Genomic DNA, 22,367 nt, shown 5'->3' on the forward strand with positions numbered 1-22,367 from the left:
TAGCGCGTGGGCGCAATCAGGCGGCCTTTCGGGAAATGATTTTTGCCATATCCTGGTCTTCAGGCTTTAAACCTCCATCACTCTCTGCACGAACCAAAACCCGCCGGCGGCGATGGTGGCAAGTGTGCCGAGATAGGCCATGCGCCGGGCATAGCGCGCATGGCGGGCGGCAAGGAGCGTCAGAACGGAAGTGACGATCAGTACGATGCAGGCTTGGCCGATTTCCACGCCGATATTGAACGAAGCCAGCGATAATCCCAGTGCTCCCTCGGGCAGGCCGAAGTCGGACAGCACGCCTGCGAAGCCGAAACCGTGGATCAGCCCGAAAGCGAAGGCCAATCCGATGCGGTAGTCGCGGCGGTTCTGTAGTCGTGTATACAGTGATTCCAGGCCGACCAGGACGATGCTCAGCGCAATGGCCGGCTCCACAATCGACGGCGAAAGATTGACCAGTTTCAGCGTGGCTAGCGCCAGGGTTACGCTGTGGGCGACGGTAAACGCGGTGATGATTTTCAACAGCCGTAGCAGGTCGCCGCCCGGCAGCAGCAGGCCGATGATGAATAGGATATGGTCGGGGCCGATAAAAATATGGTGGATCCCCTGCGCGACGAACTCGCGAGCCACTTCAATCCTGCCCTGGATGCTGCCGCTGTAATGAGTCGTGCTGCGATGGGTTCTGTCGAGCAGGTCTTGAAGACGAATCTCGCCGTTTTCGTAAATGTTCAGGTAGGTTTCGTGCGGCGGATCGTAAGGAAACAGCGGGCTTGAAACTTCGACCTTGCCGGCAGACCGGGCGAGCGGTAAGGTCCAGTTGAAGGACAGAGAGCGGCGATTGGGGGCGATCCGGAAGGATTGCCATTCAAAATGCGCCGGCTCTCCGTTGATTTTAACCAGCATGTGGGAGTCGAGCACTTTGTGCAGAATCACCAGATTCTGCTCGGCAAAGGCCCGATCGAGCAGGCGTTCGGGTTTCTCGAGCCCGCCCTCATGGGCGAGGTCGACCATGTGCGCCAATACTTTGCCGTGGGCCCGGCCCGGCTCCAGGCGGATGTCGAGGTGGCTGTACGGTTCGGAATGGGCGAAAACTTCTGCGGTGTTCAAACCGAACAGGGTTAGCGCGATCCGGACATAAAAAAGCGCGAGCCCCGCTTTCATTTTGGTACCCGTGCAAAGGTCAACGAAGCCCAGCGGCTTTCCCAGTCCGCCGCTTGCTTGTCCGCACTCGGCTGCATGTGCACCGCGCTGAGCAGCCATTCGCCGGGCCCTTCGATTTCTAATATCGCGACGCCGTTCTTATCGGTACGTGTCTGGGCGACCGGCTGAACGGGGCCCCTGGCCATCTGGTCTCTCGGAACAGCGCCGCTGGCCAGCGCCTGGTTCCAGGCTTTCACCCGGATGCCTTCGAGCGGTTGCGCGTTGTAAAGCACCTGTACCGTCAGCTTGCCGGATACCAGGGGATCGCTGCGCGGAATGATTTCCAGCGGCATCCCGAACGGCTTTCGGAGGCGGGAGTCGTCGCTGCCCGCGATCCAGGCTTTGGCGCAGCGCAAATAGCGTTCGCGGCCCGGCCCTGCGGCAGCTCCCAAGGCCTCCCGCGCTTTTAGCGGGCCTTCCAGCCCTTCCCGGCGCAAATATTCGTCGAATTTTTCGGGCGGCAGTTCCACCGGCACGAAATGGGTCTCGAAGGCCACCACGATGCCGCCCTCGTCTTCCACGGTCAAGTGCGCGAGGTCCAGGTCGCCGTTGATGGCTCGGGATTTGACGTCCTTGCGCTCTTTGGTCTGCACCTCCAAACGGACGGTGCGGGTCGCCGCAAAGGGCCGAAGTTCGCCTTTGAAATCCGAGCCGACATAGGCCTGTACCGCAAGGGTTTGCCCGACCGGGGCGCTGTAGGCCGAGGGAGCGAGCCAGTATTCGTGGGCGGCGAGTTTCGGCGATACGAAGATACTGCCGATGAGCAAGGACAAGTTTGCAAACGAGCGCATGTCAGGAGTTTCTAACCCGGATCGCGTCTTAATGGACGGCCGGCCGATTGACGACGGGACTTTCTCCCGATCACGGAAGAAAGCCCCGCACGATATGCCGCTTTGGTTAGGGGCGACATAATAAATAATGAACGCCAGTCTACTTGGCGACCGGTTTCAGCTGCAATCGGGAGCCCGGCACCACGATCTCGTTGAATTTATCGCGTTCCAGTTGACACTGTCGTTGAATCTCATCCATCGAAATCTGCCTGGTCCAAGGCTCGCCGAGATAAGGAAACGCATTCGACAGCGGCTTGTCCGGATAGGTCCGGCGCGGCTGGCAGGCATCGGTAAAGCTGGCGATTTCCCACAATTGGCATTCGCCGAGGCCCTCGATACAAGTGTATCTGGCCACGTCGTCGCCCGGCACATTGCCGTTCGGATAACCTATCGGACGATCCAGGTTCAGGATCATCACGTCGGGAATATCGCCGTCATAATTGCGAATTTGAAAGATTTGTTGAATGCGAGTGGACAGTTCGCGATTGATGAAGTCTTTAACCTCCTTGTTCAAAACGGCCTTCAACAGCGACTGCTGCATCATGTTTTTGTTGCGCTCTTCGACGATCGCCGGAACGTGCTTGCTGGGCGGCAAGGCATTCAGGAAATCCAGCCGGGGTTGCTGGGTCCGGCCTGCGCGGCCCACGTGATCGAACTGGGTGCCGTTGCTTCGGTGCGCCGTCGCCCACATCACGAAGTTCCTGGGCTTGTCTGCGAACGAGGAAAGCGGAATGCCGGCTATCATCGCTACGGTATTTTTGTTGTTGAACCGATTGAAGAGGAAAGGATCGTCAAACAGCCCTGCCTGGAATTGGATGCTGCCGGGATTGCTCAAACCGGTGGTTACGGGCTCCGACTGGAAAACGATCCGGTTCGCGCTGACTCCGCCCTTGGGGTTCTTTTGGAGTCGGAACGTGATAGAGGCATCCGGCGCGATATTCGGCCAGGCTTCGGGCGCTATGCTGCCGCCGAACCGTTGCAGCATCAGCGGATTGTCGAAAGTCGCCGGGGTGTGGGTGTCGAAATGGACTTTGTAGATCGTATCCTGCATTGCTGCCGCCACATCGTTGGGGACATCGATAAGTTCCCGCCCAACGTTGACCATCACGACCAGGCGGTCGCCGTCGACGAAGCCGTACAGGCCGTTGAGGCCGATCAGCCCGTCGTCCAGGCCTGTAAGTTTTATCGGCGGAACGGGGTCGGCGTGATCGGAGGCCTGCACCGGTGGAAAAGTGCAGGAGAAAGCCAAAAGGGCCGCCAACCAGGCCGTTTTAGCGGAGAAAAATCGATAACAGCTGCGCAGTTTCATATCATCGTCCTCTTACGGCTTGATGGGTTTTATACCAGCGACTCTAACGAAAAATGAACGGTTTTTGGCGTCTTTTGGCGCCGATACGCTAACATCGAGGCTCCGGCTTGTCAATCGTGCGTTGACTTTTGCAAAAGCTGCCTATCCGTTAGGATTATTGGGAGTTTTAAAGAACCCGAAAGGGGGCAATCCTTACAGAATGCAATCACAAGATAATGGCTAATTCTTGAGCCTTCGTACAGTGATACGCCAATCAATCGTTTTTGAACCCTACAGGACTTTCCGGCTCAACTTTCATCCAATTCCACCCAGTCTATTTGTTTCTCGACGATCGTGCTTAACTCTAACTGTCCCAGCGCATCGATCATCGTCAGCTCCGAGCTTATTTGCTCCAGTTGTTCCAGGTGCGCCACCAGCTCGAATAGATCGGTTTGCTTGGTATTTTTCTTGGACTTCCTCGTTTTTCGCATAAATTTACCGGATATCGCGACCGCGCCTTTTCTGCCGGATCGCTTTTGAGATAGGGAGAAAAAGCGGCCAATTTTAATTGATCACTCTGAATTTCGAGCAGCCTAATTGAAAATATTACCGAGGTTCGGCGAAAACCTGGCTTTTGTACCGGTTTTTCCGCATCCCTCACTTTTTCATTCCATCCCGACATCTTCAAGAAAAGGGGTCGTTTTCGGAATTTTTTCTTTTTTCGAAGCCAGCGTGATTTCCCGGTTGCGCTTGGGATCATAACGGTAGCGTTCGCTGATCCTGAAGCCGGTCAGATAGTTGAAGCTGACTTTATCGCCGGTGCCGAGAAGCCCGTCGCCGTCGGTCCGGTCCTTCCCGATCAGCACGAAGCGACTGAGCTTCGGATCGTAACGAAACCGCCACGTTTGATCGGTAAACTCGCGGGAACCGGTTAATTGATGCACGATCAGCACGCCTCTTTTGATTTCGACGCCCGAGCTTTCCTTGACGCCGCCGCAGTGCATACATACGAGAAAGCCGCCGTTATGCCCGGCGGGCCTAAACTTTCCGCCAGCCCCGCCGAGTAGCGCAAGCAGAACCCGAGGCCCCTCTTCGGCTGTCGAATCGGTGGAGGACGGAACCAGGATCGCGGCGATATCCGCAATGCCGTCCGCGTTCAAGTCGCCATCCGTCTTGTCTGCGACTGTCCACCCGCGCGGGGTGAAATCGTCGAGTGTGCGGCCTTCGCGGGGAAGCGGGTTGAGGTCGAAAGCGACTTCCTGTGCCCGTACCGCATGGCCGGGTACCGCCGTTAACAAAACAAAGATAAGCAAGCAACGGATCGGAAAAAGCATGGTTCTGGCTCCGGCAGTGAAAAATTCAAAGGATTCTAAAAAACGCCTCGATTCCGCTACGCTGCATCGAGGCTGCGGTTGATCAGGATTTCCGCTGCCGCGCGCGCCGCCTGCATCGCGCCCGAATCGCGCTGCATCTGTTCGGCGACGATCGCGCCGGAAATCAGCAGGCTCAATTGCCGGGCCAACAGTTCGGGCTGCCGCGCCTCCGCCTCTTCCGCCAGTTGGGTCAGCCGGCGGCGGAATTGCAGGTAGAAATCGACGGACGCCAGCCTGAACGGTTCGCCCTCGGCCGCCGATTCGGTCGCGGCATTGATGAACGGGCAGCCGCGGAAACCGTCCGATGCCAGCAATTCGCCGAACACATCGAAGACCGCCAGCAGCCGGGCTTTCGGCTCGGACGCCCGCGCCGCAATGCCGCCCAGAATCTTCTCGCGCATCGTCTCGGCGGTTTTCTGCAGATGCGCCAGCACCAGATCGTTTTTGGACGGAAAATAATGGTACAGGCTCATTTTGGTGGTGCCTGCCGCCTTTACGATCGCATCGACGCCGGTGGCGCGGATGCCCTGGCGGTAAAACAGTTCGGACGCGGTTTGCAGGATGCGTTCTTTCAGATTGCTGGACATGATAAAGAATGAAAGCAGAAATAAAGTTGCAACTATACCGACCGGTCTGTATCATTGCAAATGACTTACCGGTCAGTCTATTTTTTCAACGCTCAACCCGGAGATGAACCTCATGATTACCTTATACGGTTTCGCGCTCAGCAACTATTACAACAAAACCAAACTGGCCCTGCTCGAAAAAGGCATTCCGTTCAACGAAGAGGTGGTGAGGCCGTCCCAGGATGCGGCCGTCTTAAAGCGCTCGCCGCTGGGCAAAATCCCGTTCATCAAGACCGACGGCGGTTACCTGTCCGAATCGCAGGCGATCCTCGAATACCTGGAAGACACCTACCCCGAACAGCCTCTGTATCCGGCCAATGTTTTTGAACGCGCCAAATGCCGGGAGTTCATCCAGCATCTGGAGCTGAACGTGGAACTGGTTGCGCGCCGCATTTACGGAGAGGCGCTGTTCGGCGCGCCGGTTTCTCAGGAAATCAAGGACGAAGTCAGGCAGAAAGTCGAAGCGGGCCTCGAAGGTGTGATGCGTCTGGCGCGTTTTTCGCCTTATGTGCTTGGCGAAAGCTTCACCGCGGCCGACATCGTCGCTTGGTTGCATCTGGGCCTGATCGGGATGGCGACGCAAAAGCTTTACGGCGAGAATCTGGTTGCGGCGCATGTGCCGGGTATCGTGGATTACTTCGAACAAATGGAAAGCCGGCCTCACGTCAAGCAGGTCGCGGAAGGCCGGGACGCGGCGGTCCAGGCCTTTTTTGCGCAAAAATAGGACGGCTTGCCGGCAATGCCGTTAAGAAGTTAATGCGTGAAGGGTGGATAAGTCCCGTAGGTTGGGTTAGCGAAGCGTAACCCAACGGGATTCGGCTTCGAGCGTTGGGTTACGGCTGGCGCCTAACCCAACCTACTGGGCTTCCCCCTTTGAAAAAGGGGGATCGAGGGGGATTTATTAAAAAAATCTCCCCTAACCCCTCTTTTTCAAAGAGGGGGACTGAACGCATAGGCGCTAAAAAGCTACGCAATGCGAACAGGGTAAAACCGGGAAGTTATTTCCGCCCAAATCCTTAGCGGCATTGCACTTACCGGAACAAGTCCGTCTGGCCCCCCGGAAGCGGTGGCCGGAACAGGTCCTGATTGAAGCCGGGCGAACCGGGAAAAGCCAGCCGTTTATAGGCCAGCCTGAAGCGCTGGCCGAGCAGGCCGGCGTATTCGCCGGTACCGGTCATCCGCGTCCCGAAAGCCGAATCATAGGCCTTGCCGCCGCGCGCCTCGAAAATCCGGTGCAGTACGCGCTCGGCCTTCAACGGCCCATGCGTACGCAGCCATTCGCCGAACAGATCGCGGAGTTCGAGCGGCAGGCGCAGCAGTACGTAGCCCGCATCGACCGCGCCGGCCTGGCGGCTTTCGCTCAGAATCTTTTCGAGCTCTTCGTCGTTCAGTATCGGAATCAAGGGCGCGACCAGCACCGACACCGGAATGCCGGCCGCCGCCAAGCGCTCGACCGTTTGCAGGCGCCGGTGCGGGGCCGCCGCGCGCGGTTCCAGGCGGCGCGCCAGCTCGGCCTTTAGCGTCGTGATCGAGACCGCAACCTGCGCCAGGCCGTTTGCAGCCATCTCCGCCAAAATGTCCAGGTCGCGCTCGATCAGCGCGGACTTGGTCACGATCGAAACCGGATGCCGGGTTTCCTGCAGCACTTCGAGAATCCGCCGGGTCAGGCCAAGCCTGCGTTCGACCGGCTGGTAGGCGTCGGTATTGATGCCCAGCGCGATCGGAGCCGCACGGTAGCGGCGGGCGCCGAGCTCTTCGCGCAGCCGTTCGGGCGCATCGGGCTTGTAAAACAGCCGGGTTTCGAAATCGAGCCCCGGCGACAGTCCCAGATAGGCATGGCCGGGGGGCGAAACAATAGGCGCAGCCGTGCTCGCAGCCGCGGTACGGGTTGATCGAGCGGTCGAACGGCACGTCCGGCGACTGGTTGTACGCAATCACCGTCTTCGCCGTATCGACGCTCAACGTCGTTGGAACGCGCGCCGGCCGCTCATCAAGGCTGCCCCAGCCGTCGTCGAACGCCTCTTTCGTGGCGCTCTCGAAGCGCCCCGTACGGATGCTCAAAGCACCGCGCCCTTTGCGAGCCTGCGGAGGAAGCGTATTATGCTCGTCGTGGTTCATCGCTTATCTTTTAACTTCTGGCTTCGGAATTTCGGATGACTCCTTTATCGTTGATTCGCGGCATCTTGATCGATCTCGACGGGGTCCTGTATGTCGGCTCCCGGACCGTGGACGGCGCCATCGAAGCCGTCCGCGAAATCAAGCGGCGCGGCTACTGCTGCCGCTTCGTCACCAATACCAGCACCTTGTCCCGCGCTTCGCTGCACAAAAAACTGGCCGGTTTCGGCTTCGACATCGACGAACACGAAATCGTCAGCGCGCCCCAGGCCGCCCTGATCCACCTTCGGCAATTTGGCGACCCGGTCTGCCATTTGCTGCTCACCGACGACGTCAAGCAAGACTTCCGGCATCTCAGGCAGTCCGACAGCAAGGCCGATTTCGTGATCGTCGGCGACATCGGTAATGCCTGGTCGTACCCGCTACTGAACAACGTCTTCAACTTGCTGATCGGCGGCGCCGAACTGATCGCGATCCATAAAAACCGTTTCTGGCAGACCGAACGCGGCCTGCAGCTGGACATCGGCGCCTTCGTCAGCGGCCTGGAATACGCCAGCCGGAAGCAGGCGACGATCATCGGCAAACCCTCGTCCGATTTTTTCAAGGCGGCCCTGAACGAACTGGGAATGCCTCCAGAGCAGGTCGCGATCGTCGGCGACGACATCGACGCCGACGTCGGCGGCGGACAGCGCGCGGGCCTGACCGGCATCCTGGTCAAAACCGGCAAATACCGGCAGGATTATGCGGAAAACAGCCAAATCGTTCCGGGCCTGATCATTCCTTCCGTTGCCAAACTGCCCAATCTTTTGCCGGGGTTGTAGCCGTGAAGCGCAATACGGACTGCCGATCGGCTTCTGTTTACGACGCGGCTTAAACCTTTCAAACTGAATTGAGTTCCTATAATCAAGCGTTTGACAATGATGTTTTCGGAAATCGTACCATGCTAAAAAAACTCTTCGCCAAAATCACCGATATTGTTCTGGGAATACTCGTAACCGTCTATATCGTCCTGGAAGAGCTGGTCTGGGAAAATATCGCCGAGCCCATTTACCGGTTTATCCATAGCCTGGCAATCCTGCAAAAACCCGAAGAGTTTATCCGGGGACTCGACCGCCATGTGCTGCTGGCGGTGTTTCTGGTTTTATTCGTCCAGGTAGAGCTGCTGGGGCTTTTCGCGCTGCAACTGATCGGCACAGGAAAGGTGATCGCCGGAACGATGCTCTACGCCGGCAAGATTCCGGTCGCCGCGTTTACCTTCTGGCTGTTCCGCATTTCGAAAGAAAAACTGATGACGTTCGGCTGGTTTAAACGGTCTTATGAATTGATCCTGTCGATCATCGAAAAGATCAAGCTCAGCGCTATTCATCAAAGAATCGCGGCACGGCTTAAACAGGTCAAAGCATGGTTCAAAATTCGGCTGTATCGCCCTCGGCTCTATATCGGCCGATTTATCGAAGCCCTCAGAAACTCGATGACTTTTGGGAAAATCAAATAGATGATTTTGACTTTCGATATCCATTCAACTATTCATGTGTACCAGCGAAAAGAGTTGAGTTTTTGAATATTTAGGACGCGCTTAATTAATCGCAATTTAGCCCCGTAGATGGGCTGACGAAGGAGGAAGCCCATCGTTCGCGATTGATGGGCTTCGTACCTCAGCCCATCCTATCGTGCTGAAAGAATCAAATAGACGATTTTGAATACCCGAAATCAGAGCCACCCACCATTCGCAAATGATGGGCTTCTTTGATATATTGCTCTTTATATTTGGATAATACGACAATTAAAACAAATTCATTTGGCCATCAAGTCTCATATCGCTTACCAATATGTGATAAAGCGTACTCTCACCACTAGTACCTGGTTTGAAGTTATCCACAGTAAAATCTTTATCTTCTAGTTGTACTTTTGCAAATAAGGCATCAAAATCCTCTTTTACAGGCAGTTTCTTATGAGGCGGAGGCTGAAATACTCTGCAAATTACCATCAAGGTTCGCATAAGAGCTTTAAATCCATTTGTTTTATTTAGAATTAGCCCTTTCTCATCTGATGCCCAAGCATTTGGCCATCTATCCCGAGCAGATGAGAAATATCGGAAGAGCACATCGGCGATCTTCATGTCTTCGTTATCAACAAAAAGAGGCCTTAATGGATACTTTTGAATCTCTGCCTGATTTGGAGAAGGTAGCTTATTTCCTCGTTTCAGAATATCTCGATCAAGCGCCGGATCTGCAGAAATGAACGGCATCAATGCCTCAACAAATGTTGCTTGGTTAAGCCTCTCAAAATCTCGGCCTGGAGTTGCAGTTCCAAGCCGTTTAACTCGTCGGAAAAGTGGACTAGATTCAAGCTGATCCAATGCGACGGCTATATTATGACAAGTCTTTTGCGGACTTCTGGTTTTAGTTAACTCAGATAAGTCATACGCTAAACTACGGTTTACCTTGGTTTGTGCTAAATTAACAGTAGAAAAAATATAAGCCTGATCTTCAATATCGATATCAATAAAAATGCTTACATTCACTTGAAAATCATCTTTTAGATAACCCATCAATCCCGCAATTCTATGCTGCCCATCTAGAACTTTGGCAATATTACGATAGTAAATCGGTTCCAATCCGTCTTCTGGGTTCGGGTCATTGCGCAATGTCAGCGTATTATTTACAGGATTAAAACTAGCACTCCTGCCTTCAACAGCCAAAATAACTGCCGTAGGAAAACAAGCATCAACTGTCTTTACATATGTTTGGAGTTGGGTCACTCGTGTTTGGCTAAGAGGACGTTGGATACCAAGATATGTTTCGATATCTCGCTCCTTCAACATGCGACGGACGTCAAAATATGCAATTTCACATAGAAGTTTCGAAGGAATAGAGGCAATCAAAAAATCGCCAATAGGCTGTCGAATTGAAATGGCAGGAACGGAAAATTCTATTGGGCTCTCGGAGTCAAATAAACTCATTGTTGGCCTCCTAAATGATTTTCGAAACCCCTCATAAAATCCTCTACATTGTGGTGAGGTTCCGTATCTTCAACGTGTTTCCGATAATCATTTACGAAGTCATCTTGTGCTGAACGTAACTCGTTCTCAGTAATTTGGGGCATTCGTAGTCTATGATAAACAAGTGCCAAATAGCGAAATGCAAGAGCTAGTAGTGTCAAAATTACAGAAAGTTTAAATACAAAGTCTATGTCTTTAACCGCATGTGCCTTTAATAGCGCAAAAAGAGCCGCACAGGTGACTACAATCAATGCAACAACAGTTGATATGGGCAATTTATGTGGAAATTGTCCGGCTTGATCAGGTTCATGAAGTGTCAGATACAAGATCGGGGCAAGCATTGAGATTGTAAAAACCAAAAGTTCGCCATTTCGAAAAGTACTTAACCAAAAGTCTATGAAACTTTTACCTTGATCATCAGAAGCCACGTAAAGCGTTAGCGCACCTAAACCAAATGGTAAAATCGACCATAAGAGCAAATATGTAAATTCATATAAAGCTCCTGCGTATGTTTTACGACCCGCTTTAAACAACGATCCAATTAGCCAGAGATGTGATAAATAACCAATTAAATTTAACCAAAGATGAAATAATGAGCTAAAAAATTTGGTTTTGCATATTCGTATTTCTTCCATAGACATAAGGAATTCTCAATAAATCAACAATTCTTCAAAACGACCACGATGTGCCGACGAACCTGCCAATACACTTGCTCGTGTTACTGATTCTAAAAGAAAGTGCTCTTGGTAAAGTTCTCGAATAGATGCATGATGTGCATTTGTAACGATAACTCTGACTCCTCTAAGCTTTGCACGCACCAACGCATCACGTAAGCGAATCTGATCACCCCATGAAAAAAGTGCATCGTTATATTTTATAAATCCATTCAGGTTGTGCTTCACTGTATAAGGAGGATCGGCAAAAACTAAATCCCCTTTTTCCGCAACGTCAATTGAATCCTCGAAATCGCCACAAACAAGCTTTGCCGATTGTAATATACCCGATATTGCAAACCAGTTATCTGTCGACATAAGAACGCTCGACTTTGTACCAACTGGAACGTTAAATTCTCCATTGCGATTTACCCGATATAGCCCGTTCCAGCATGTACGATTTAAATAAATAAACCGTGCTGCCATATGGAACATACAACTCGGCTTATAGCTGCGAATTCGATAGTAATAATCTTTTGAATGATGAGCCTGATGCTCACGTAAAAGCGCTAAAACGTTTTCTGGGTTGATCTTTATTGCGTTATATGCATTGATCAATTCAAAATTAATATCCGAAAGTAGCGCTTGGGCTGGCCTCAATGCAAAAAAAACTGCACCGCTCCCTAGAAATGGCTCAATATACTTACCCGTAAGTGGAGCAATCATTTCAACAATACGACTAGAAACCCACCTTTTGCCTCCCGCCCACTTAAGAAATGGTGGAGGTAACGTAATTTGATTAAGTTTTAGATTAATAACTATAGGTTCTTCCATGCATTTTAAAAAGGTAGAATCAAATTAACAAAAGACATCTCATATTAGCCTCTCATCATTCAAAGAAGCTAGATATGGTACATTTAATCTAACGTTGCAGCAGTATCCTGAGTTTTATTGCCACAGTCAACACAGAATGCGGATTCGCAGCAATCCACCAGAAACATGCAGGAACTCCAAAGGATGGTTTGCCTTCGGCAAATCGATCCTACTTATGGGTGCCCAGAAGGATGATATGTTTGGCCGTCAGGTCCTGCACGATCTTAAGCCCACTCTCGTAAATAACCTCGGGCTGCGGGTGCTTTAGCTGCTCCACCACTGATTGGAGGTAAGAGGCAGCCGTCTGGCCCGGCTGTTCCTGGATCAAGGCGAGCAGTTGGTAGGTAACCGGTGTGATTTCGAGGAAGCGGACTTCATCTTCGTAGTTTCGGTACACGATCAGGAATGTCGGCTGTCCGGAGGGCTCCGGCGGCTGGTAGTCGGGCGATATCCGGTGCACCGGAAAGCGGTAGGCCAAAGGCCAGGCGAGCGGCGAGAGTTGCAGGGTTGCTTCGGACCAGTCGCCGGAAAACGGCGGATTGAATGGCGCTTCCTCTTTCGCGATCGACAGCGCCATTTCGGCCCATTCGTAGTGAGCCAGTTCGAGCATGAACGGCGGGTCGGAAGGATGGTCCCGCTCGGTTTGCAGATAATCGAGAAATTCCTCGGCGATTTCGGAGAAATAAGGGGTGGCGCAGGTATGGCGCGCATAAAAATCCTGCCCCAGTTCGCGCCACTGCGCATTGCTTAGAATCTTACGCAGCACCGGGAAATTGACGGCCAGGAAGTTGTCGATGTTGTTGAAGAACAGTTCCCGGTACATCGCCATCCGTTCGGGTTTCACGTCGCTGGGCGCGGGATGGCTTTCCGGATTGCGCAGATAATCGGAAAACGCCTGCTGCCTAGCTTTGAAATCGGCGCCCATCGTCAATCAGGCCGAGCGTTTCGCATGTTCGCTGCGCCAGGCGTCCTGGATCGCCTTGATCGTCTCGACTTCCTTGAGCAGTTCGGCCAGCGGCGGCAGGTTGAAATCGCGTTCGAGCAGGGTCGGAAACACGCCGTACAGTTCGTAGGCCTTGCCGAGCAGTTTCCAGACCGGATCGATCACTGCCGCGCCGTGTGTGTCGACCAGAAAGTCTTCGGCCTCGACATAGTGCCCGGCGATATGCGCGTAAGCGATCCTTTGGCCCGGCACTGCCCTTAAAAAGGCTTCGGCGTCGTAGCCGTGGTTGACGCTGTTCACGTAGATGTTGTTGATGTCGAGCAGGATGTCGCAGTCGGCTTCCTGGACGATCGCATTGAAAAAATCGATTTCGGCCATTTCCTGGCCGGGCGCGGCATAGTACGACACGTTCTCGATCGCGATGCGCTGTTCGAGCAGTTCCTGCACGCGCTTGATCCGGCCTGCCACATGCCTGACCGCCTCTTCGGTAAACGGGATCGGCATCAGGTCGTAAAGATGGCCGTTATGGCTGCAATAGCTCAAATGTTCGCTGTACAGCTTGATCCCGTGTTCGGCCATGAACGCTTTGATGTCCAGCACCAGCTTTTCGTCGAGCGGATCGCTGCTGCCGAGCGACAGCGACAGGCCGTGGCAGACGAAATCGAAGCGTTCGGTCAGGGAGCGGAATTGTTTTGCGTAGCGGCCGCCGAGCGTGATCCAGTTCTCCGGGGCGACCTCATAGAAACCGACGGTCTGCAGCGGGGGATGATTGGCGATCTCGGCGAGCAATGAGCGCCTCAGCCCGAGCCCCGCCCCTTGAACGCGAAAGTTCGACATAAAAAAACGAAAGAAGAAGTTCGTTCAATGAAATTAAAGCAGAAAGGAAGCGGAGAAAACACCGCTCCCTCAGATTCAGGCGGAATTATTTTTTCGTAGCGCCGCAAGAGCCTTCTTGCCCCTTCATCATCGCGCCGCAGACGCTTTCCATGCCTGATTTCATTTTGCCGTCGTCCATCATGCCGCCGCATTTACCTTCGCCGCATTGGCCTTCGGCGGCTTTGGCCGGTGCCGGCGCGGCAGTGGATTTTTGGCCGGCGCAGGCGCCTTCCGCGGTTTTGTTTTGCGGCGGCTGCATATTCGATTTATCCATGCCGCCCATGTTCGCGCCGCAGGCCATCTCGCCGGCCGCCAGTTGCATGTAGCCGCCGTTCAGTTCGGTCATGCCGAACGGATTGGCTTCCGCATGCGCGGTGACGGTCGCGGTGGAAATAATCGCAGCACCCATCGCAGCGGCCAAAGGCGATTTGTTCATTTTTTTCATTGTGACTCCTCGTTTACTCATAATATTTTCAGCCAGGAAACCGGCCGAACGGTTGTAAATCTACGCTAGACATCTGAATAAGAGATGAATATAGTCTTAAAAGAGATACGAAAGCGCCGACTATACAGATTTTCTGTCATTTTCGCCACTTGCGATTTTAGTCCGTATTCGCCTCGAAAGATTCCTTCCCCTCGCCTCAGAGCAAGGGCCTGGGATAATGGATGCAAATTATCTTCAAACCGCCTCGATCCCTACATTGCCGTCCGCGTTTTTTGCCATGAATCTGTCTTATCGTCGCTTTTTCATTTTGGCGTTGTGGCTGCCGCTGCTGTGTTTCGGTTCGGCGCGCGCTGGAACCTATACGCTAACGATCGACGAAAAAGCAGTCAACCTGACCGGAAAACCGCAAACCGCGATCGTCGCCAACGGTAGCCTGCCCGCACCGACGCTGCACTGGCGCGAAGGCGAAGAGGTCACGCTGAACGTGGTCAATCGCCTGAAGGAGCCGACCTCGATCCATTGGCACGGAATCGTGCTGCCTTACCGGATGGACGGCGTACCCGGCATTAGCTTTGCGGGGATTGAACCGGGGAAAATCTTTACTTACCGGTTCCGGGTCAAACAGAACGGAACCTACTGGTACCACGGCCATTCCGGCATGCAGGAACAACAGGGTCTGTTCGGCGCGCTGGTGATCGAGCCGGCACACCCGCATCGGCCAACCGAGCGCGACTATGTGCTGCTGCTTTCGGACTGGCCCGAGGCCGATCCGGAACGGACGCTCGCGCGCCTGAAAAAACAGAGCGATTACTATAATTTTCAGAAAAGAACCGTCGCGAACCTGTTTACCGACCTGCGTGAACGCGGCGTTTCTGAAACAATAAACGACCGGCTGGCCTGGGGGCAGATGCGGATGGAGCCGACCGACCTGGCCGATGTGACCGGCGCCACTTATCATTTTTTGGTTAACGGGCACACGCCGGCGATGGACTGGGCGGCGCTGTTCAGTCCCGGCGATCGAGTGCGCCTGCGCATCGTCAATGCTTCCGCGATGACCCATTTCGACGTCAGGATTCCGGGTTTGAAAATGCGGGTGATCGAAGCGGACGGCCAGCCGGTGATGCCGGTTGATGTGGAAGAGCTCCGGATCGCAGTCGCCGAAACTTACGATGTTCTGGTCGAACCGGAAGCGGACCGGGCTTACCGGATTTTTGCCGAAGCGATGGATCGAAGCGGCTTTGCGTCGGCGACCCTGACACCCAAAATCGGTTTGCAGGCGGAATTGCCGAAAATGCGTCCGCACACTTTGTTGACGCTGGCGGACATGGGGCCGATGCACGTCGGTCACGGCGCCCATGCCGAGCATCAGGCGGCCGTACCGAACGATAACGGACTTGATCAGCCGCCGCATGCAGATCATGCGGATCATACCGGACATCAGAGGCATCCCCGACCGGCTTCCGTGCCTCACGCGGAAGCGCCCGCGATGGGCTCCTACAAGGCGTTGGACTATCGGCATCTAATGGCCGCCGCTCCGAACCGCGGCTGGCGGCAGCCAGACCGCGAGATCAGGCTACGCCTGACCGGCAATATGTACCGTTATATCTGGTCGTTCGACGACGTCAAATATTCGGACTCGGAGCCTATCCGGGTCAAGTTCGGCGAGCATATCCGCTTCACCTATGTGAACGAAACGATGATGAACCATCCGATCCATCTGCACGGCCTATGGCAGTATCTCGACAACGGCAACGGCGCTTTCAATCCGAAAAAACACGTAATCAGCGTGCCGCCGGGCCAGACGGTCAGCGTGATCGTGATCGCCGACGCGGAGGGGGAATGGGCGTTCCACTGCCATTTGCTGTACCACATGGATACCGGCATGTTTCGCAAACTGATCGTCGAGAAAGCCGAGCACGTCCGCGAATGAAGACCTATTCCTTCAACCCGGTCGAGCTCCGCCTCCTGCTAGGGAGCCTGCTGGCGGGCCTGTTCTACGCGCATCCGGCCTCCGCACAGGACGACCGGATGATTTTCAGCAGGTTCATGGCCGAACGTTTCGAGTACGAAGGCAACGAAAACCTGCATTTGTTCAAATGGGACATCAAGCACTGGATCGGCAACGACGACCACAAGCTTTACCTGAAAACCGAGGGCGACTATTCGGCCGACCAGGACATCTTCGGGCGCGCCGACCTGCAGCTGCTGTACAGCCGCAATATCGATACGTTCTGGGATTTTCAGATCGGCGCGCGCCGGGCGTTCGAGCCGGAACGGACTTTTGACGCGGTGATCGGCTTTCAGGGGCTCGCGCCTTATTTCGTCGAGGTCGACGGCGCCGTCTTCATCACCGACAACGGCAATCTGCTGGGCCGCTTGAGCCTGGGCTACGAAATGCTGCTGACCCAGCGTCTGATCCTGATGCCCAGAATCGAAGTCAATGTCGCAGCAGAGGACATCGAGAACCGCGGCGTGAAGGCCGGCGTAACCGAATTCGAGGCGGGCATGCGGCTGCGTTACGAGATCGAGCGCGAATTCGCGCCCTATGTCGGCTTCGATTATGTGGAAGAGGAGTCGCTGCGCGAACACCATCACAGCGTGCGCTTTGTGGTGGGAATGCGGTTCTGGTATTGAGACGGCGAAAGCTGAAATCGGCGCCGTTATAAGGAAAAGACCTGCCGGGTTTTAAAAACCCGGCAGGTCTTCAAGCGGAAAATTATTTTTTGGCCGCGGCTTCCTTTTTGATCAACTGGTTCGTGACCTCGATCATTTTTTCATGCGATCCGGCCGATCTGCCGTCGACCTTGTATTTGCCGTTCACGATCAGCACCGGCACGCCGGTCACGCCGTAACGCGCGGGCATAGCCGCAGCCTGGCGGACCTTGGTATCGACCAGAAAGGAATTGTAGGCCTCGTGGAAGTCGGCTTCCTTGACGCCGTGCGCGGTAAAGAACGCGGCCAGCTCCTCTTCGGTTTCCAGCTTCTGACGCTTGTTCTGCAGGGTATCGAAGAAGTCCGCATGAACCTTGTCGTCGAGTACGCCCAAGGCCTGGGCGACATAAAACGCTTTCGCGTGCTTCGCCCAAAGATCGCTGAACGCGGCCGGTTGGCGGATAAAATCGACATTGGCGGGAAGCTTTTTGACCCAGCTTTCGAGAATCGGCTCGAAGTCGTAGCAATGCGGACAGCCGTACCAGAAAAACTCGATCACCTCGATCTTGTCCGGATCCTGGGTCGGTTGCGGCGCATCAAGCGTTTCATAGCCGCCGGCCAGTTCTTCCTCCGCTGCCGGGCCTGCGGCCGGCTCTGCCGCCGGGGCGGCCGGTTCGACCTGGGCGGGCGCGGCCGTTTCGGCGGTGGGCTGCGGCGCCTGAGCCGCCGGCGTAGCCGGAGCAGGCGGCGAGGCTTCGGCAGCCGGTTGTTTCTCTGCGGACGTCGGGGCTGCCGTCGCCTGTTCGGGCGCAGCGGTCTCACTGCCGGGCCGCTCTTGCATTTTCTGGTAGAAAAATATCGAAGCGCCTGCCAGTACGGCAAGCGTCAGAATGATCAGTCCGATTTGGATAAAGTTTTTACGCATTAACTTCGGTTTCCCAGGTAGTTGTAAATGACACGCTCACTTTGGAGACAGGGTGACGAGCGTATGACTTAACGATCATCAAAAAGGTGTCCGCACCTAACGCCGGAGACTAACCCGAAACGGCGCTGAAGAGATAGCGGCGCACATCCATCGAATGAAGTGAAAGGCGGATGCGCTTCGCTCATCCGCCCGAGCTTCCAAGTGAACTTTCGCCGTAACAGCCCGTCATGAAGAGCGCTCTTTCGACACTATTTCTCGCCTGATGCCGACACGGCCTTATTTCATCATCGAGATATGGTAAGCAACCGCCCGGATTTCCTCGTCGGTCATCTTCCGGGCGATCATGTGCATCATGTTTTCCGACGTATTGCCGCGCGCGCCGGTTTTGAAATCGGTCAACGCCTTGATCAGATAATCGGCATGCTGCGAAAACAGGGCCGGAAACGCCGCCGGCTGGTTGCCTTCGCCGAACGGGCCGTGGCAGGCGATACAGGCGGACACCTCGCGCTGGCGGTCGCCGTTGCGGTACAGGTCGCTGCCTTGAGCGATCAGTTCGGGCACCGATTTGGATTTGACCGGGGCCGCGGCCGGCTGCTCGTCCTCGTCTTCGTCCTCATCGGGCGGCGGCAGCACCGGCATCGCATTCGCCGAAATTTTCTGCGCCGCATAGTAAGCGGCGATATCGGCCATGTCTCCGTCGGACAACGGCAGCGCCATCGCCGACATCATCGGATCGTTGCGGGCGCCGCTCTTGAATGCCAGCAGTTGTTTGGCCAGGTAGGAGGCATGTTGCTGGGCCAGTTTCGGAAAATTCGGCGCCATGCTGTTGCCGTTGTCGCCGTGGCAACTGTTGCAGGCGGCCGCTTTGTCTTTTCCTGCGCGAGGATTGCCCTCCGCATGTAAAATAGCGGAAGCGCCGCACATCGCGATACCGACTGCAACGGCCAGGAACTTTATTTTCATCAGACTCCCCTTCGGAATTTTTCGTTATTTTTATGACGTTCGGAACTGGCTGTTTCCGGCTTGGCCCGGGATTCTACCCCATTTATCTTAGCGGATCGAGACAGCAATGAATCCAGTTTATCATCAAGCAAAATTTATTAACAGTGCTCCAAATCTGAAACATGCGCCCCCCGACCACGGACTGGAAGTGGCTTTCGCGGGCCGTTCCAACGCCGGTAAATCGAGCGCGCTGAATACCCTGACCCGGCAAAATGCGCTGGCCCGAATCAGTAAAACGCCGGGGCGGACCCAGATGCTCAACTTCTTCGAAATCACCGAGGGGCAGCGCTTCGTGGACCTGCCCGGCTACGGCTTCGCAACCGCGCCGCTCGCGGCCATACAGCAGTGGCGCAAGGCGATCGAGGATTATTTGAACCGGCGGAAATCGTTGTGCGGGATCGTGCTGGTGATGGACGTGCGCCACCCTTTGGCCGAATTCGACTGGCAGATGCTGCAATGGTGCGAACATGCGCAGCTGCCCGCGCACATTCTGCTGACCAAGGCCGACAAGCTCAGCTTCGGCGCGGCCAAGAATGCGCTGCTGGAGGTCCAAAAAGAATTGAGCGGCGCGCCGATTCCGCTGAGCGTGCAGTTGTTCTCGTCGCTGAAGAAAAACGGGGTGGACGAGGCGCACGCCGCGCTCGACCGGTTATTCGCCCGGCCGGCCGCGGATTAGAGGCAGACTTCCATGCCTTCGTGCGCGATGAACAGCCTGTCCGTAAAATGCGGATGCTGTTCCTTCAATTCCCGGTAAATCCGGTCGAGGTCGGCATCGGTCCGGGTCGGCTCATGGTGGGTCAGAAACAGCCGCTTCGCATTCGCCTCGATGGCCAGCTTGATCCCGGACCGGTAAGTGCCGTGCCCCCAGCCCTGCCGAATCGCATACTCTTCATCGGTATAGGACGAATCGACGATCAGCGCATCCACTCCCCGCATCGCCGCCTGGATTTCCTGGTTTTTTTCGACCAGGAACAACTGGAAAGACTCGTAGTAATCGTCCTCGGGCTGATAAATGTTGACCGGATTTTCGAAATCGCCGGTGAAAAACAGCGAGGCGCCGTCGCACTCGACCCGGTAGCCGAAATTCAGCACCGGATGATTCAAAATGATCGGGGTGATCCGGGCGCTGCCGACACTGACCGTTTCGCCGGGCCGGACCGTCAGATATTCGATCCGGGCTTTCAACTGCGCTTCATGAATCGGAAAATAACTGTATTGCAACTGCACCGACAACGCCCGGTTGATGTTTTCGTCGGTGACCGGGTCGAGTCCGCCGTAAATGTTGATCCGGTTGTTTTTAAAGAATATCGGCAGGAAAAAAGGCAGGCCCTGGATGTGGTCCCAGTGGGTATGGGTGATGAAAATGTTCGCGGTGATCGGCATGCTGCCGAGCAGGGTTTGCGCCAGCGCATGGATGCCGGTGCCGGCATCGAGAATGATCAATTCGTCCCGCTCCGTCCGGATTTCGATGCAGGTCGTGTTGCCGCCGTATTTGACGGTCATCGGCCCCGGCGTCGGAATCGATCCTCTCACTCCCCAGAATTTGAATTTCATTAAACTATCTTTGCAATTACGGTTTGATGAAAAGTTCGGCTCCCTGCGCGATGACGTCCAGATTGCCGAGGTCGTCGATCAAGGCTTCCAGGGATAAACCGAAACGGTTTACCACCGTCTCGGGAAAGGCCTCGGTCACCGGATTGCCGCCATCGCCGTAGCGCAGCCTTTTGCCGATCTGGTTCGCCGCAAACAGGCATTCGCCGAAAGCATTGTCCGGAGGGTGGTGATGATGCCGGATCGTTTCGGTCAACAGCTCGGAAAGCTCCCATTTTTCGGCCAGCAACGCCCCGGCTTCGGCATGGTCGATGCCGAGAAAAGCCTGCTCGCAGAGATGCAGCGGCATGTTCTCCTCTTTGCTTTTGGCCAATGCCAGCTTGAAGCCTTCCGGCCTGAACTCCGCAAACACCACCTTGCCGAAATCGTGGAGCAACCCCGCCACGAAGCAATCGCCGCATGCCTGCTGACTCAGGCCCGCTCTCTCGGCGAGTTTGCGGCTGATCTCGGCGGTGGTCAACGCATGCAGCAAAAATGCGCTCGGGTTGAAACCGGCCTTGTTCGAAGTTTTCAGCATCCCCATCGCGGCGATGCTCATCGCGAGATTCTTGACGGTGTTCAACCCGACGTGCACGACTGCGCGCTGTATCGAATTGATTTTATGGGATAGCCCGTAAAATGCGGAATTGATTACCTTTAAAATCTTCACCGTCAGCACCGGGTCGCATTCGATCACTTGCACGATCTCCTTCGCAGGCACCTCGATATTGGCGGTCAACTGCACCACTCGCTGTACGCTTTTCGGAAAAGCGGGCATTTTTTCCACCAGGGCAACGAGTTCGGCGTAATTCGGACTTTCCATGCTTTGGCACAAAATGAAAAAAGATTATTATGAGCATAGCAAAGAAAACGGAATTTAACGGCCGGAGGACCCGTAGAAAAGAAAAAACCCCAAAATACCGGAGCGGTATTTTGGGGTTTGAAGAAAATCAGCCGAATGCAGGGGGAGAGCGAGGCTGATCCGACGCCGTTGTGAGGCGTACGTCATTGAGAGCGAACGGAGGGTGAAAAAGTTCCGGGAAATTTAGATTGACGAAATTTCGATCAACGATCGCTCCGGGCCGCCAGCCGTTCGAAGCGGGCCAGCCAGTCGGCAAAAGGGATCACATAGTCGTAACCGCAGACCGTTTTGAGCGGCCGGCCTTTCAGGTTTTCGAAAATTACGGCGCCCTGCCGGCGCGTTTCGCGCTTTGGCCCGTAAGGATTGAAGATCATTCCGCCGTCGGCCGTCAAAAAGACGTAGTCGCAGATGAACAGCACATCGCGGTAAATATAAAACGTGAAACCCGGAGTATGTCCGCCGCTATGATGCGCTTCGATTCCGAAAGCGGTAAAGTCTCCGGTAAAACGGCGGTCGACATCGAACCGCGCGGCCAGGGGATGCCTCGCATCGAGCTCGTGCAGCCCGACTTCCGCCCGCCATAGCCGGCGATACTGATTCGAAGCGCCCATGAAATGAAGATGCGTAAACAGGATCGCCCTGACCGGTTCGAGATCGCGGTTGAAGGCCGACGGCGCGTCGATCCAGACGCCGCCTTGCTCCGTCTCGATCCGGTAGGCGGCATGCTCGTAGCCGAGTTTCGGAACCGACAGCAACTGGGTAACGCCCTCGCTCACCGGCGTCCCGGTCACCCGGAATTGTTTTTCGACGGTATCCCAAGGCAGGAAACGGTCGTGCCGGGCGCCGCAGAACGGGCACACGTCGGGCATTTCGCCGATCATGTTGTAGCCGCACTCCAGGCACACCCATTGCGGCGCCAGAGCGGCAAGAATTTCGGTTTCGGGGAGAGTCATGCGGATGTCCTCCGGCTGGGTCAACTGGCTATTGGACCGCAGGGAAGCGAATAAGTTGGCGCCGGAAGCGTATCGAAAACCAGCATGACGAGGGTCGGCTGCACGCCTGTCTTACATTATGCTACGGTCGCCCGCCACCGGAAAACATTGCAGCAAATCGCCGATC

24 protein-coding genes are annotated in these 22,367 nt (G+C 55.0%); 6 read left to right on the top strand and 18 right to left on the bottom strand.

Annotated features, from left to right (window positions below):
* Nucleotides 1-66: 66 nt before the first annotated feature.
* The 6 genes from METAL_RS19680 to METAL_RS00775 form a co-directional block, all read right to left on the bottom strand.
* The gene (locus METAL_RS19680) at nucleotides 67-1,155 is read right to left on the bottom strand and encodes a HupE/UreJ family protein (RefSeq protein ID WP_005368644.1); all 1,089 of its coding nucleotides are present in this window, start codon (nucleotides 1,153-1,155) and stop codon (nucleotides 67-69) included.
* Nucleotides 1,152-1,985, bottom strand: a complete 834-nt coding sequence (locus METAL_RS00755; RefSeq protein WP_005368646.1) for a DUF4198 domain-containing protein — start codon at nucleotides 1,983-1,985, stop codon at nucleotides 1,152-1,154. The genes METAL_RS19680 and METAL_RS00755 overlap by 4 nt, the downstream gene beginning before the upstream one ends.
* Before the next feature lie 139 nt (nucleotides 1,986-2,124).
* Nucleotides 2,125-3,333 carry a hypothetical protein gene (locus METAL_RS00760; protein WP_005368648.1) on the bottom strand — a complete coding sequence of 403 codons (1,209 nt, stop codon included), beginning with the start codon at nucleotides 3,331-3,333 and terminating at the stop codon, nucleotides 2,125-2,127.
* A gap of 287 nt (nucleotides 3,334-3,620) precedes the next feature.
* Nucleotides 3,621-3,803 carry a hypothetical protein gene (locus METAL_RS00765; RefSeq protein ID WP_005368650.1) on the bottom strand — a complete coding sequence of 61 codons (183 nt, stop codon included), beginning with the start codon at nucleotides 3,801-3,803 and terminating at the stop codon, nucleotides 3,621-3,623.
* A gap of 174 nt (nucleotides 3,804-3,977) precedes the next feature.
* Complete coding sequence (locus METAL_RS00770; protein ID WP_005368652.1) at nucleotides 3,978-4,646, bottom strand: hypothetical protein; 669 nt, start codon at nucleotides 4,644-4,646, stop codon at nucleotides 3,978-3,980.
* Nucleotides 4,647-4,702: 56 nt separating this feature from the next.
* Nucleotides 4,703-5,272, bottom strand: a complete 570-nt coding sequence (locus METAL_RS00775; RefSeq protein WP_005368654.1) for a TetR/AcrR family transcriptional regulator — start codon at nucleotides 5,270-5,272, stop codon at nucleotides 4,703-4,705.
* Between the two features lie 112 nt (nucleotides 5,273-5,384).
* On the opposite strand from METAL_RS00775, the gene METAL_RS00780 reads away from it, so the two are divergent.
* Nucleotides 5,385-6,035 (top strand): glutathione S-transferase family protein, encoded by a 651-nt coding sequence (locus METAL_RS00780; protein WP_005368656.1) that lies wholly within the window; start codon nucleotides 5,385-5,387, stop codon nucleotides 6,033-6,035.
* A gap of 307 nt (nucleotides 6,036-6,342) precedes the next feature.
* On the opposite strand, the gene METAL_RS00785 is transcribed toward METAL_RS00780, so the two are convergent.
* Nucleotides 6,343-7,245 carry a PA0069 family radical SAM protein gene (locus tag METAL_RS00785; RefSeq protein WP_245549437.1) on the bottom strand — a complete coding sequence of 301 codons (903 nt, stop codon included), beginning with the start codon at nucleotides 7,243-7,245 and terminating at the stop codon, nucleotides 6,343-6,345.
* A 219-nt stretch (nucleotides 7,246-7,464) separates the two neighbouring features.
* Between METAL_RS00785 and METAL_RS00790 the strand changes: the two genes are divergently transcribed.
* Together METAL_RS00790 and METAL_RS00795 are read left to right on the top strand one after the other, a co-directional pair.
* Complete coding sequence (locus tag METAL_RS00790; protein ID WP_005368662.1) at nucleotides 7,465-8,247, top strand: TIGR01458 family HAD-type hydrolase; 783 nt, start codon at nucleotides 7,465-7,467, stop codon at nucleotides 8,245-8,247.
* A 119-nt stretch (nucleotides 8,248-8,366) separates the two neighbouring features.
* Nucleotides 8,367-8,921, top strand: a complete 555-nt coding sequence (locus METAL_RS00795; protein WP_005368664.1) for a hypothetical protein — start codon at nucleotides 8,367-8,369, stop codon at nucleotides 8,919-8,921.
* Nucleotides 8,922-9,209: 288 nt separating this feature from the next.
* Here METAL_RS00795 and METAL_RS00800 read toward each other — a convergent pair whose 3' ends face one another.
* The 6 genes from METAL_RS00800 to METAL_RS00820 all read right to left on the bottom strand — a co-directional run bounded on the left by METAL_RS00800 (nucleotide 9,210) and on the right by METAL_RS00820 (nucleotide 14,217).
* The gene (locus tag METAL_RS00800) at nucleotides 9,210-10,388 is read right to left on the bottom strand and encodes a DGQHR domain-containing protein (RefSeq protein WP_005368666.1); all 1,179 of its coding nucleotides are present in this window, start codon (nucleotides 10,386-10,388) and stop codon (nucleotides 9,210-9,212) included.
* A complete protein-coding gene (locus METAL_RS20270) occupies nucleotides 10,385-11,068 on the bottom strand; it encodes a hypothetical protein (protein WP_005368667.1) in 684 nt (227 codons plus the stop codon). The genes METAL_RS00800 and METAL_RS20270 overlap by 4 nt, the downstream gene beginning before the upstream one ends.
* A 9-nt stretch (nucleotides 11,069-11,077) precedes the next feature.
* Complete coding sequence (locus METAL_RS20275; protein WP_005368669.1) at nucleotides 11,078-11,914, bottom strand: DNA adenine methylase; 837 nt, start codon at nucleotides 11,912-11,914, stop codon at nucleotides 11,078-11,080.
* 208 nt (nucleotides 11,915-12,122) lie between these two features.
* A complete protein-coding gene (locus tag METAL_RS00810; protein WP_005368671.1) occupies nucleotides 12,123-12,878 on the bottom strand; it encodes an HvfC family RiPP maturation protein in 756 nt (251 codons plus the stop codon).
* Between the two features lie 6 nt (nucleotides 12,879-12,884).
* The gene (locus METAL_RS00815; protein ID WP_005368673.1) at nucleotides 12,885-13,733 is read right to left on the bottom strand and encodes an HvfB family MNIO-type RiPP peptide maturase; all 849 of its coding nucleotides are present in this window, start codon (nucleotides 13,731-13,733) and stop codon (nucleotides 12,885-12,887) included.
* A gap of 85 nt (nucleotides 13,734-13,818) precedes the next feature.
* Nucleotides 13,819-14,217, bottom strand: a complete 399-nt coding sequence (locus METAL_RS00820) for a hypothetical protein (RefSeq protein WP_005368675.1) — start codon at nucleotides 14,215-14,217, stop codon at nucleotides 13,819-13,821.
* 277 nt (nucleotides 14,218-14,494) lie between these two features.
* Here METAL_RS00820 and METAL_RS00825 point away from each other — a divergent pair, with 277 nt between their 5' ends.
* Nucleotides 14,495-16,147 carry a copper resistance system multicopper oxidase gene (locus METAL_RS00825; RefSeq protein WP_213069425.1) on the top strand — a complete coding sequence of 551 codons (1,653 nt, stop codon included), beginning with the start codon at nucleotides 14,495-14,497 and terminating at the stop codon, nucleotides 16,145-16,147.
* Nucleotides 16,144-16,851: a copper resistance protein B gene (locus tag METAL_RS00830; protein WP_005368678.1), complete on the top strand. Its 708-nt coding sequence runs from the start codon at nucleotides 16,144-16,146 to the stop codon at nucleotides 16,849-16,851. The genes METAL_RS00825 and METAL_RS00830 overlap by 4 nt, the downstream gene beginning before the upstream one ends.
* 82 nt (nucleotides 16,852-16,933) lie before the next feature.
* Here METAL_RS00830 and METAL_RS22040 read toward each other — a convergent pair whose 3' ends face one another.
* Nucleotides 16,934-17,491, bottom strand: coding sequence for a thiol:disulfide interchange protein DsbA/DsbL (locus METAL_RS22040; protein ID WP_051040439.1), 558 nt, complete (start codon nucleotides 17,489-17,491; stop codon nucleotides 16,934-16,936).
* Nucleotides 17,492-18,070: 579 nt separating this feature from the next.
* Nucleotides 18,071-18,757, bottom strand: a complete 687-nt coding sequence (locus METAL_RS00840; RefSeq protein WP_005368681.1) for a c-type cytochrome — start codon at nucleotides 18,755-18,757, stop codon at nucleotides 18,071-18,073.
* A 106-nt stretch (nucleotides 18,758-18,863) separates the two neighbouring features.
* On the opposite strand from METAL_RS00840, the gene yihA reads away from it, so the two are divergent.
* Entirely contained in the window at nucleotides 18,864-19,472 is a 609-nt protein-coding gene (gene yihA, locus METAL_RS00845) for a ribosome biogenesis GTP-binding protein YihA/YsxC (RefSeq protein WP_005368683.1), read from the top strand.
* Here yihA and METAL_RS00850 read toward each other — a convergent pair.
* The 3 genes from METAL_RS00850 to METAL_RS00860 form a co-directional block, all read right to left on the bottom strand.
* Nucleotides 19,469-20,350, bottom strand: coding sequence for an MBL fold metallo-hydrolase (locus tag METAL_RS00850; RefSeq protein ID WP_005368685.1), 882 nt, complete (start codon nucleotides 20,348-20,350; stop codon nucleotides 19,469-19,471). The two genes, yihA and METAL_RS00850, sit on opposite strands and share 4 nt — an antisense overlap.
* Nucleotides 20,351-20,366: 16 nt before the next feature.
* Complete coding sequence (locus METAL_RS00855; protein WP_005368686.1) at nucleotides 20,367-21,209, bottom strand: HDOD domain-containing protein; 843 nt, start codon at nucleotides 21,207-21,209, stop codon at nucleotides 20,367-20,369.
* 242 nt (nucleotides 21,210-21,451) lie between these two features.
* Nucleotides 21,452-22,201 carry an MBL fold metallo-hydrolase gene (locus tag METAL_RS00860; RefSeq protein ID WP_005368688.1) on the bottom strand — a complete coding sequence of 250 codons (750 nt, stop codon included), beginning with the start codon at nucleotides 22,199-22,201 and terminating at the stop codon, nucleotides 21,452-21,454.
* Between the last annotated feature and the right edge of the window lie 166 nt (nucleotides 22,202-22,367).

The organism is Methylomicrobium album BG8 (assembly GCF_000214275.2).
Lineage (GTDB): Bacteria > Pseudomonadota > Gammaproteobacteria > Methylococcales > Methylomonadaceae > Methylomicrobium > Methylomicrobium agile.

Coding starts and splice junctions, on each gene's coding strand:
- METAL_RS00815 (WP_005368673.1), bottom strand. CDS start 13,733: ATGTCGAACTTTCGCGTTCAAGGGGCGGGGCTCGGGCTGAGGCGCTCA.
- METAL_RS00825 (WP_213069425.1), top strand. CDS start 14,495: ATGAATCTGTCTTATCGTCGCTTTTTCATTTTGGCGTTGTGGCTGCCG.
- METAL_RS00850 (WP_005368685.1), bottom strand. CDS start 20,350: ATGAAATTCAAATTCTGGGGAGTGAGAGGATCGATTCCGACGCCGGGG.
- METAL_RS00840 (WP_005368681.1), bottom strand. CDS start 18,757: ATGAAAATAAAGTTCCTGGCCGTTGCAGTCGGTATCGCGATGTGCGGC.
- METAL_RS00810 (WP_005368671.1), bottom strand. CDS start 12,878: ATGGGCGCCGATTTCAAAGCTAGGCAGCAGGCGTTTTCCGATTATCTG.
- METAL_RS00770 (WP_005368652.1), bottom strand. CDS start 4,646: ATGCTTTTTCCGATCCGTTGCTTGCTTATCTTTGTTTTGTTAACGGCG.
- METAL_RS00830 (WP_005368678.1), top strand. CDS start 16,144: ATGAAGACCTATTCCTTCAACCCGGTCGAGCTCCGCCTCCTGCTAGGG.
- METAL_RS00780 (WP_005368656.1), top strand. CDS start 5,385: ATGATTACCTTATACGGTTTCGCGCTCAGCAACTATTACAACAAAACC.
- METAL_RS00755 (WP_005368646.1), bottom strand. CDS start 1,985: ATGCGCTCGTTTGCAAACTTGTCCTTGCTCATCGGCAGTATCTTCGTA.
- METAL_RS00800 (WP_005368666.1), bottom strand. CDS start 10,388: ATGAGTTTATTTGACTCCGAGAGCCCAATAGAATTTTCCGTTCCTGCC.
- METAL_RS00790 (WP_005368662.1), top strand. CDS start 7,465: ATGACTCCTTTATCGTTGATTCGCGGCATCTTGATCGATCTCGACGGG.
- METAL_RS19680 (WP_005368644.1), bottom strand. CDS start 1,155: ATGAAAGCGGGGCTCGCGCTTTTTTATGTCCGGATCGCGCTAACCCTG.
- METAL_RS20275 (WP_005368669.1), bottom strand. CDS start 11,914: ATGGAAGAACCTATAGTTATTAATCTAAAACTTAATCAAATTACGTTA.
- METAL_RS00775 (WP_005368654.1), bottom strand. CDS start 5,272: ATGTCCAGCAATCTGAAAGAACGCATCCTGCAAACCGCGTCCGAACTG.
- METAL_RS00855 (WP_005368686.1), bottom strand. CDS start 21,209: ATGGAAAGTCCGAATTACGCCGAACTCGTTGCCCTGGTGGAAAAAATG.
- METAL_RS00860 (WP_005368688.1), bottom strand. CDS start 22,201: ATGACTCTCCCCGAAACCGAAATTCTTGCCGCTCTGGCGCCGCAATGG.
- METAL_RS00760 (WP_005368648.1), bottom strand. CDS start 3,333: ATGAAACTGCGCAGCTGTTATCGATTTTTCTCCGCTAAAACGGCCTGG.
- METAL_RS00795 (WP_005368664.1), top strand. CDS start 8,367: ATGCTAAAAAAACTCTTCGCCAAAATCACCGATATTGTTCTGGGAATA.
- yihA (WP_005368683.1), top strand. CDS start 18,864: ATGAATCCAGTTTATCATCAAGCAAAATTTATTAACAGTGCTCCAAAT.
- METAL_RS00820 (WP_005368675.1), bottom strand. CDS start 14,217: ATGAAAAAAATGAACAAATCGCCTTTGGCCGCTGCGATGGGTGCTGCG.
- METAL_RS00765 (WP_005368650.1), bottom strand. CDS start 3,803: ATGCGAAAAACGAGGAAGTCCAAGAAAAATACCAAGCAAACCGATCTA.
- METAL_RS20270 (WP_005368667.1), bottom strand. CDS start 11,068: ATGTCTATGGAAGAAATACGAATATGCAAAACCAAATTTTTTAGCTCA.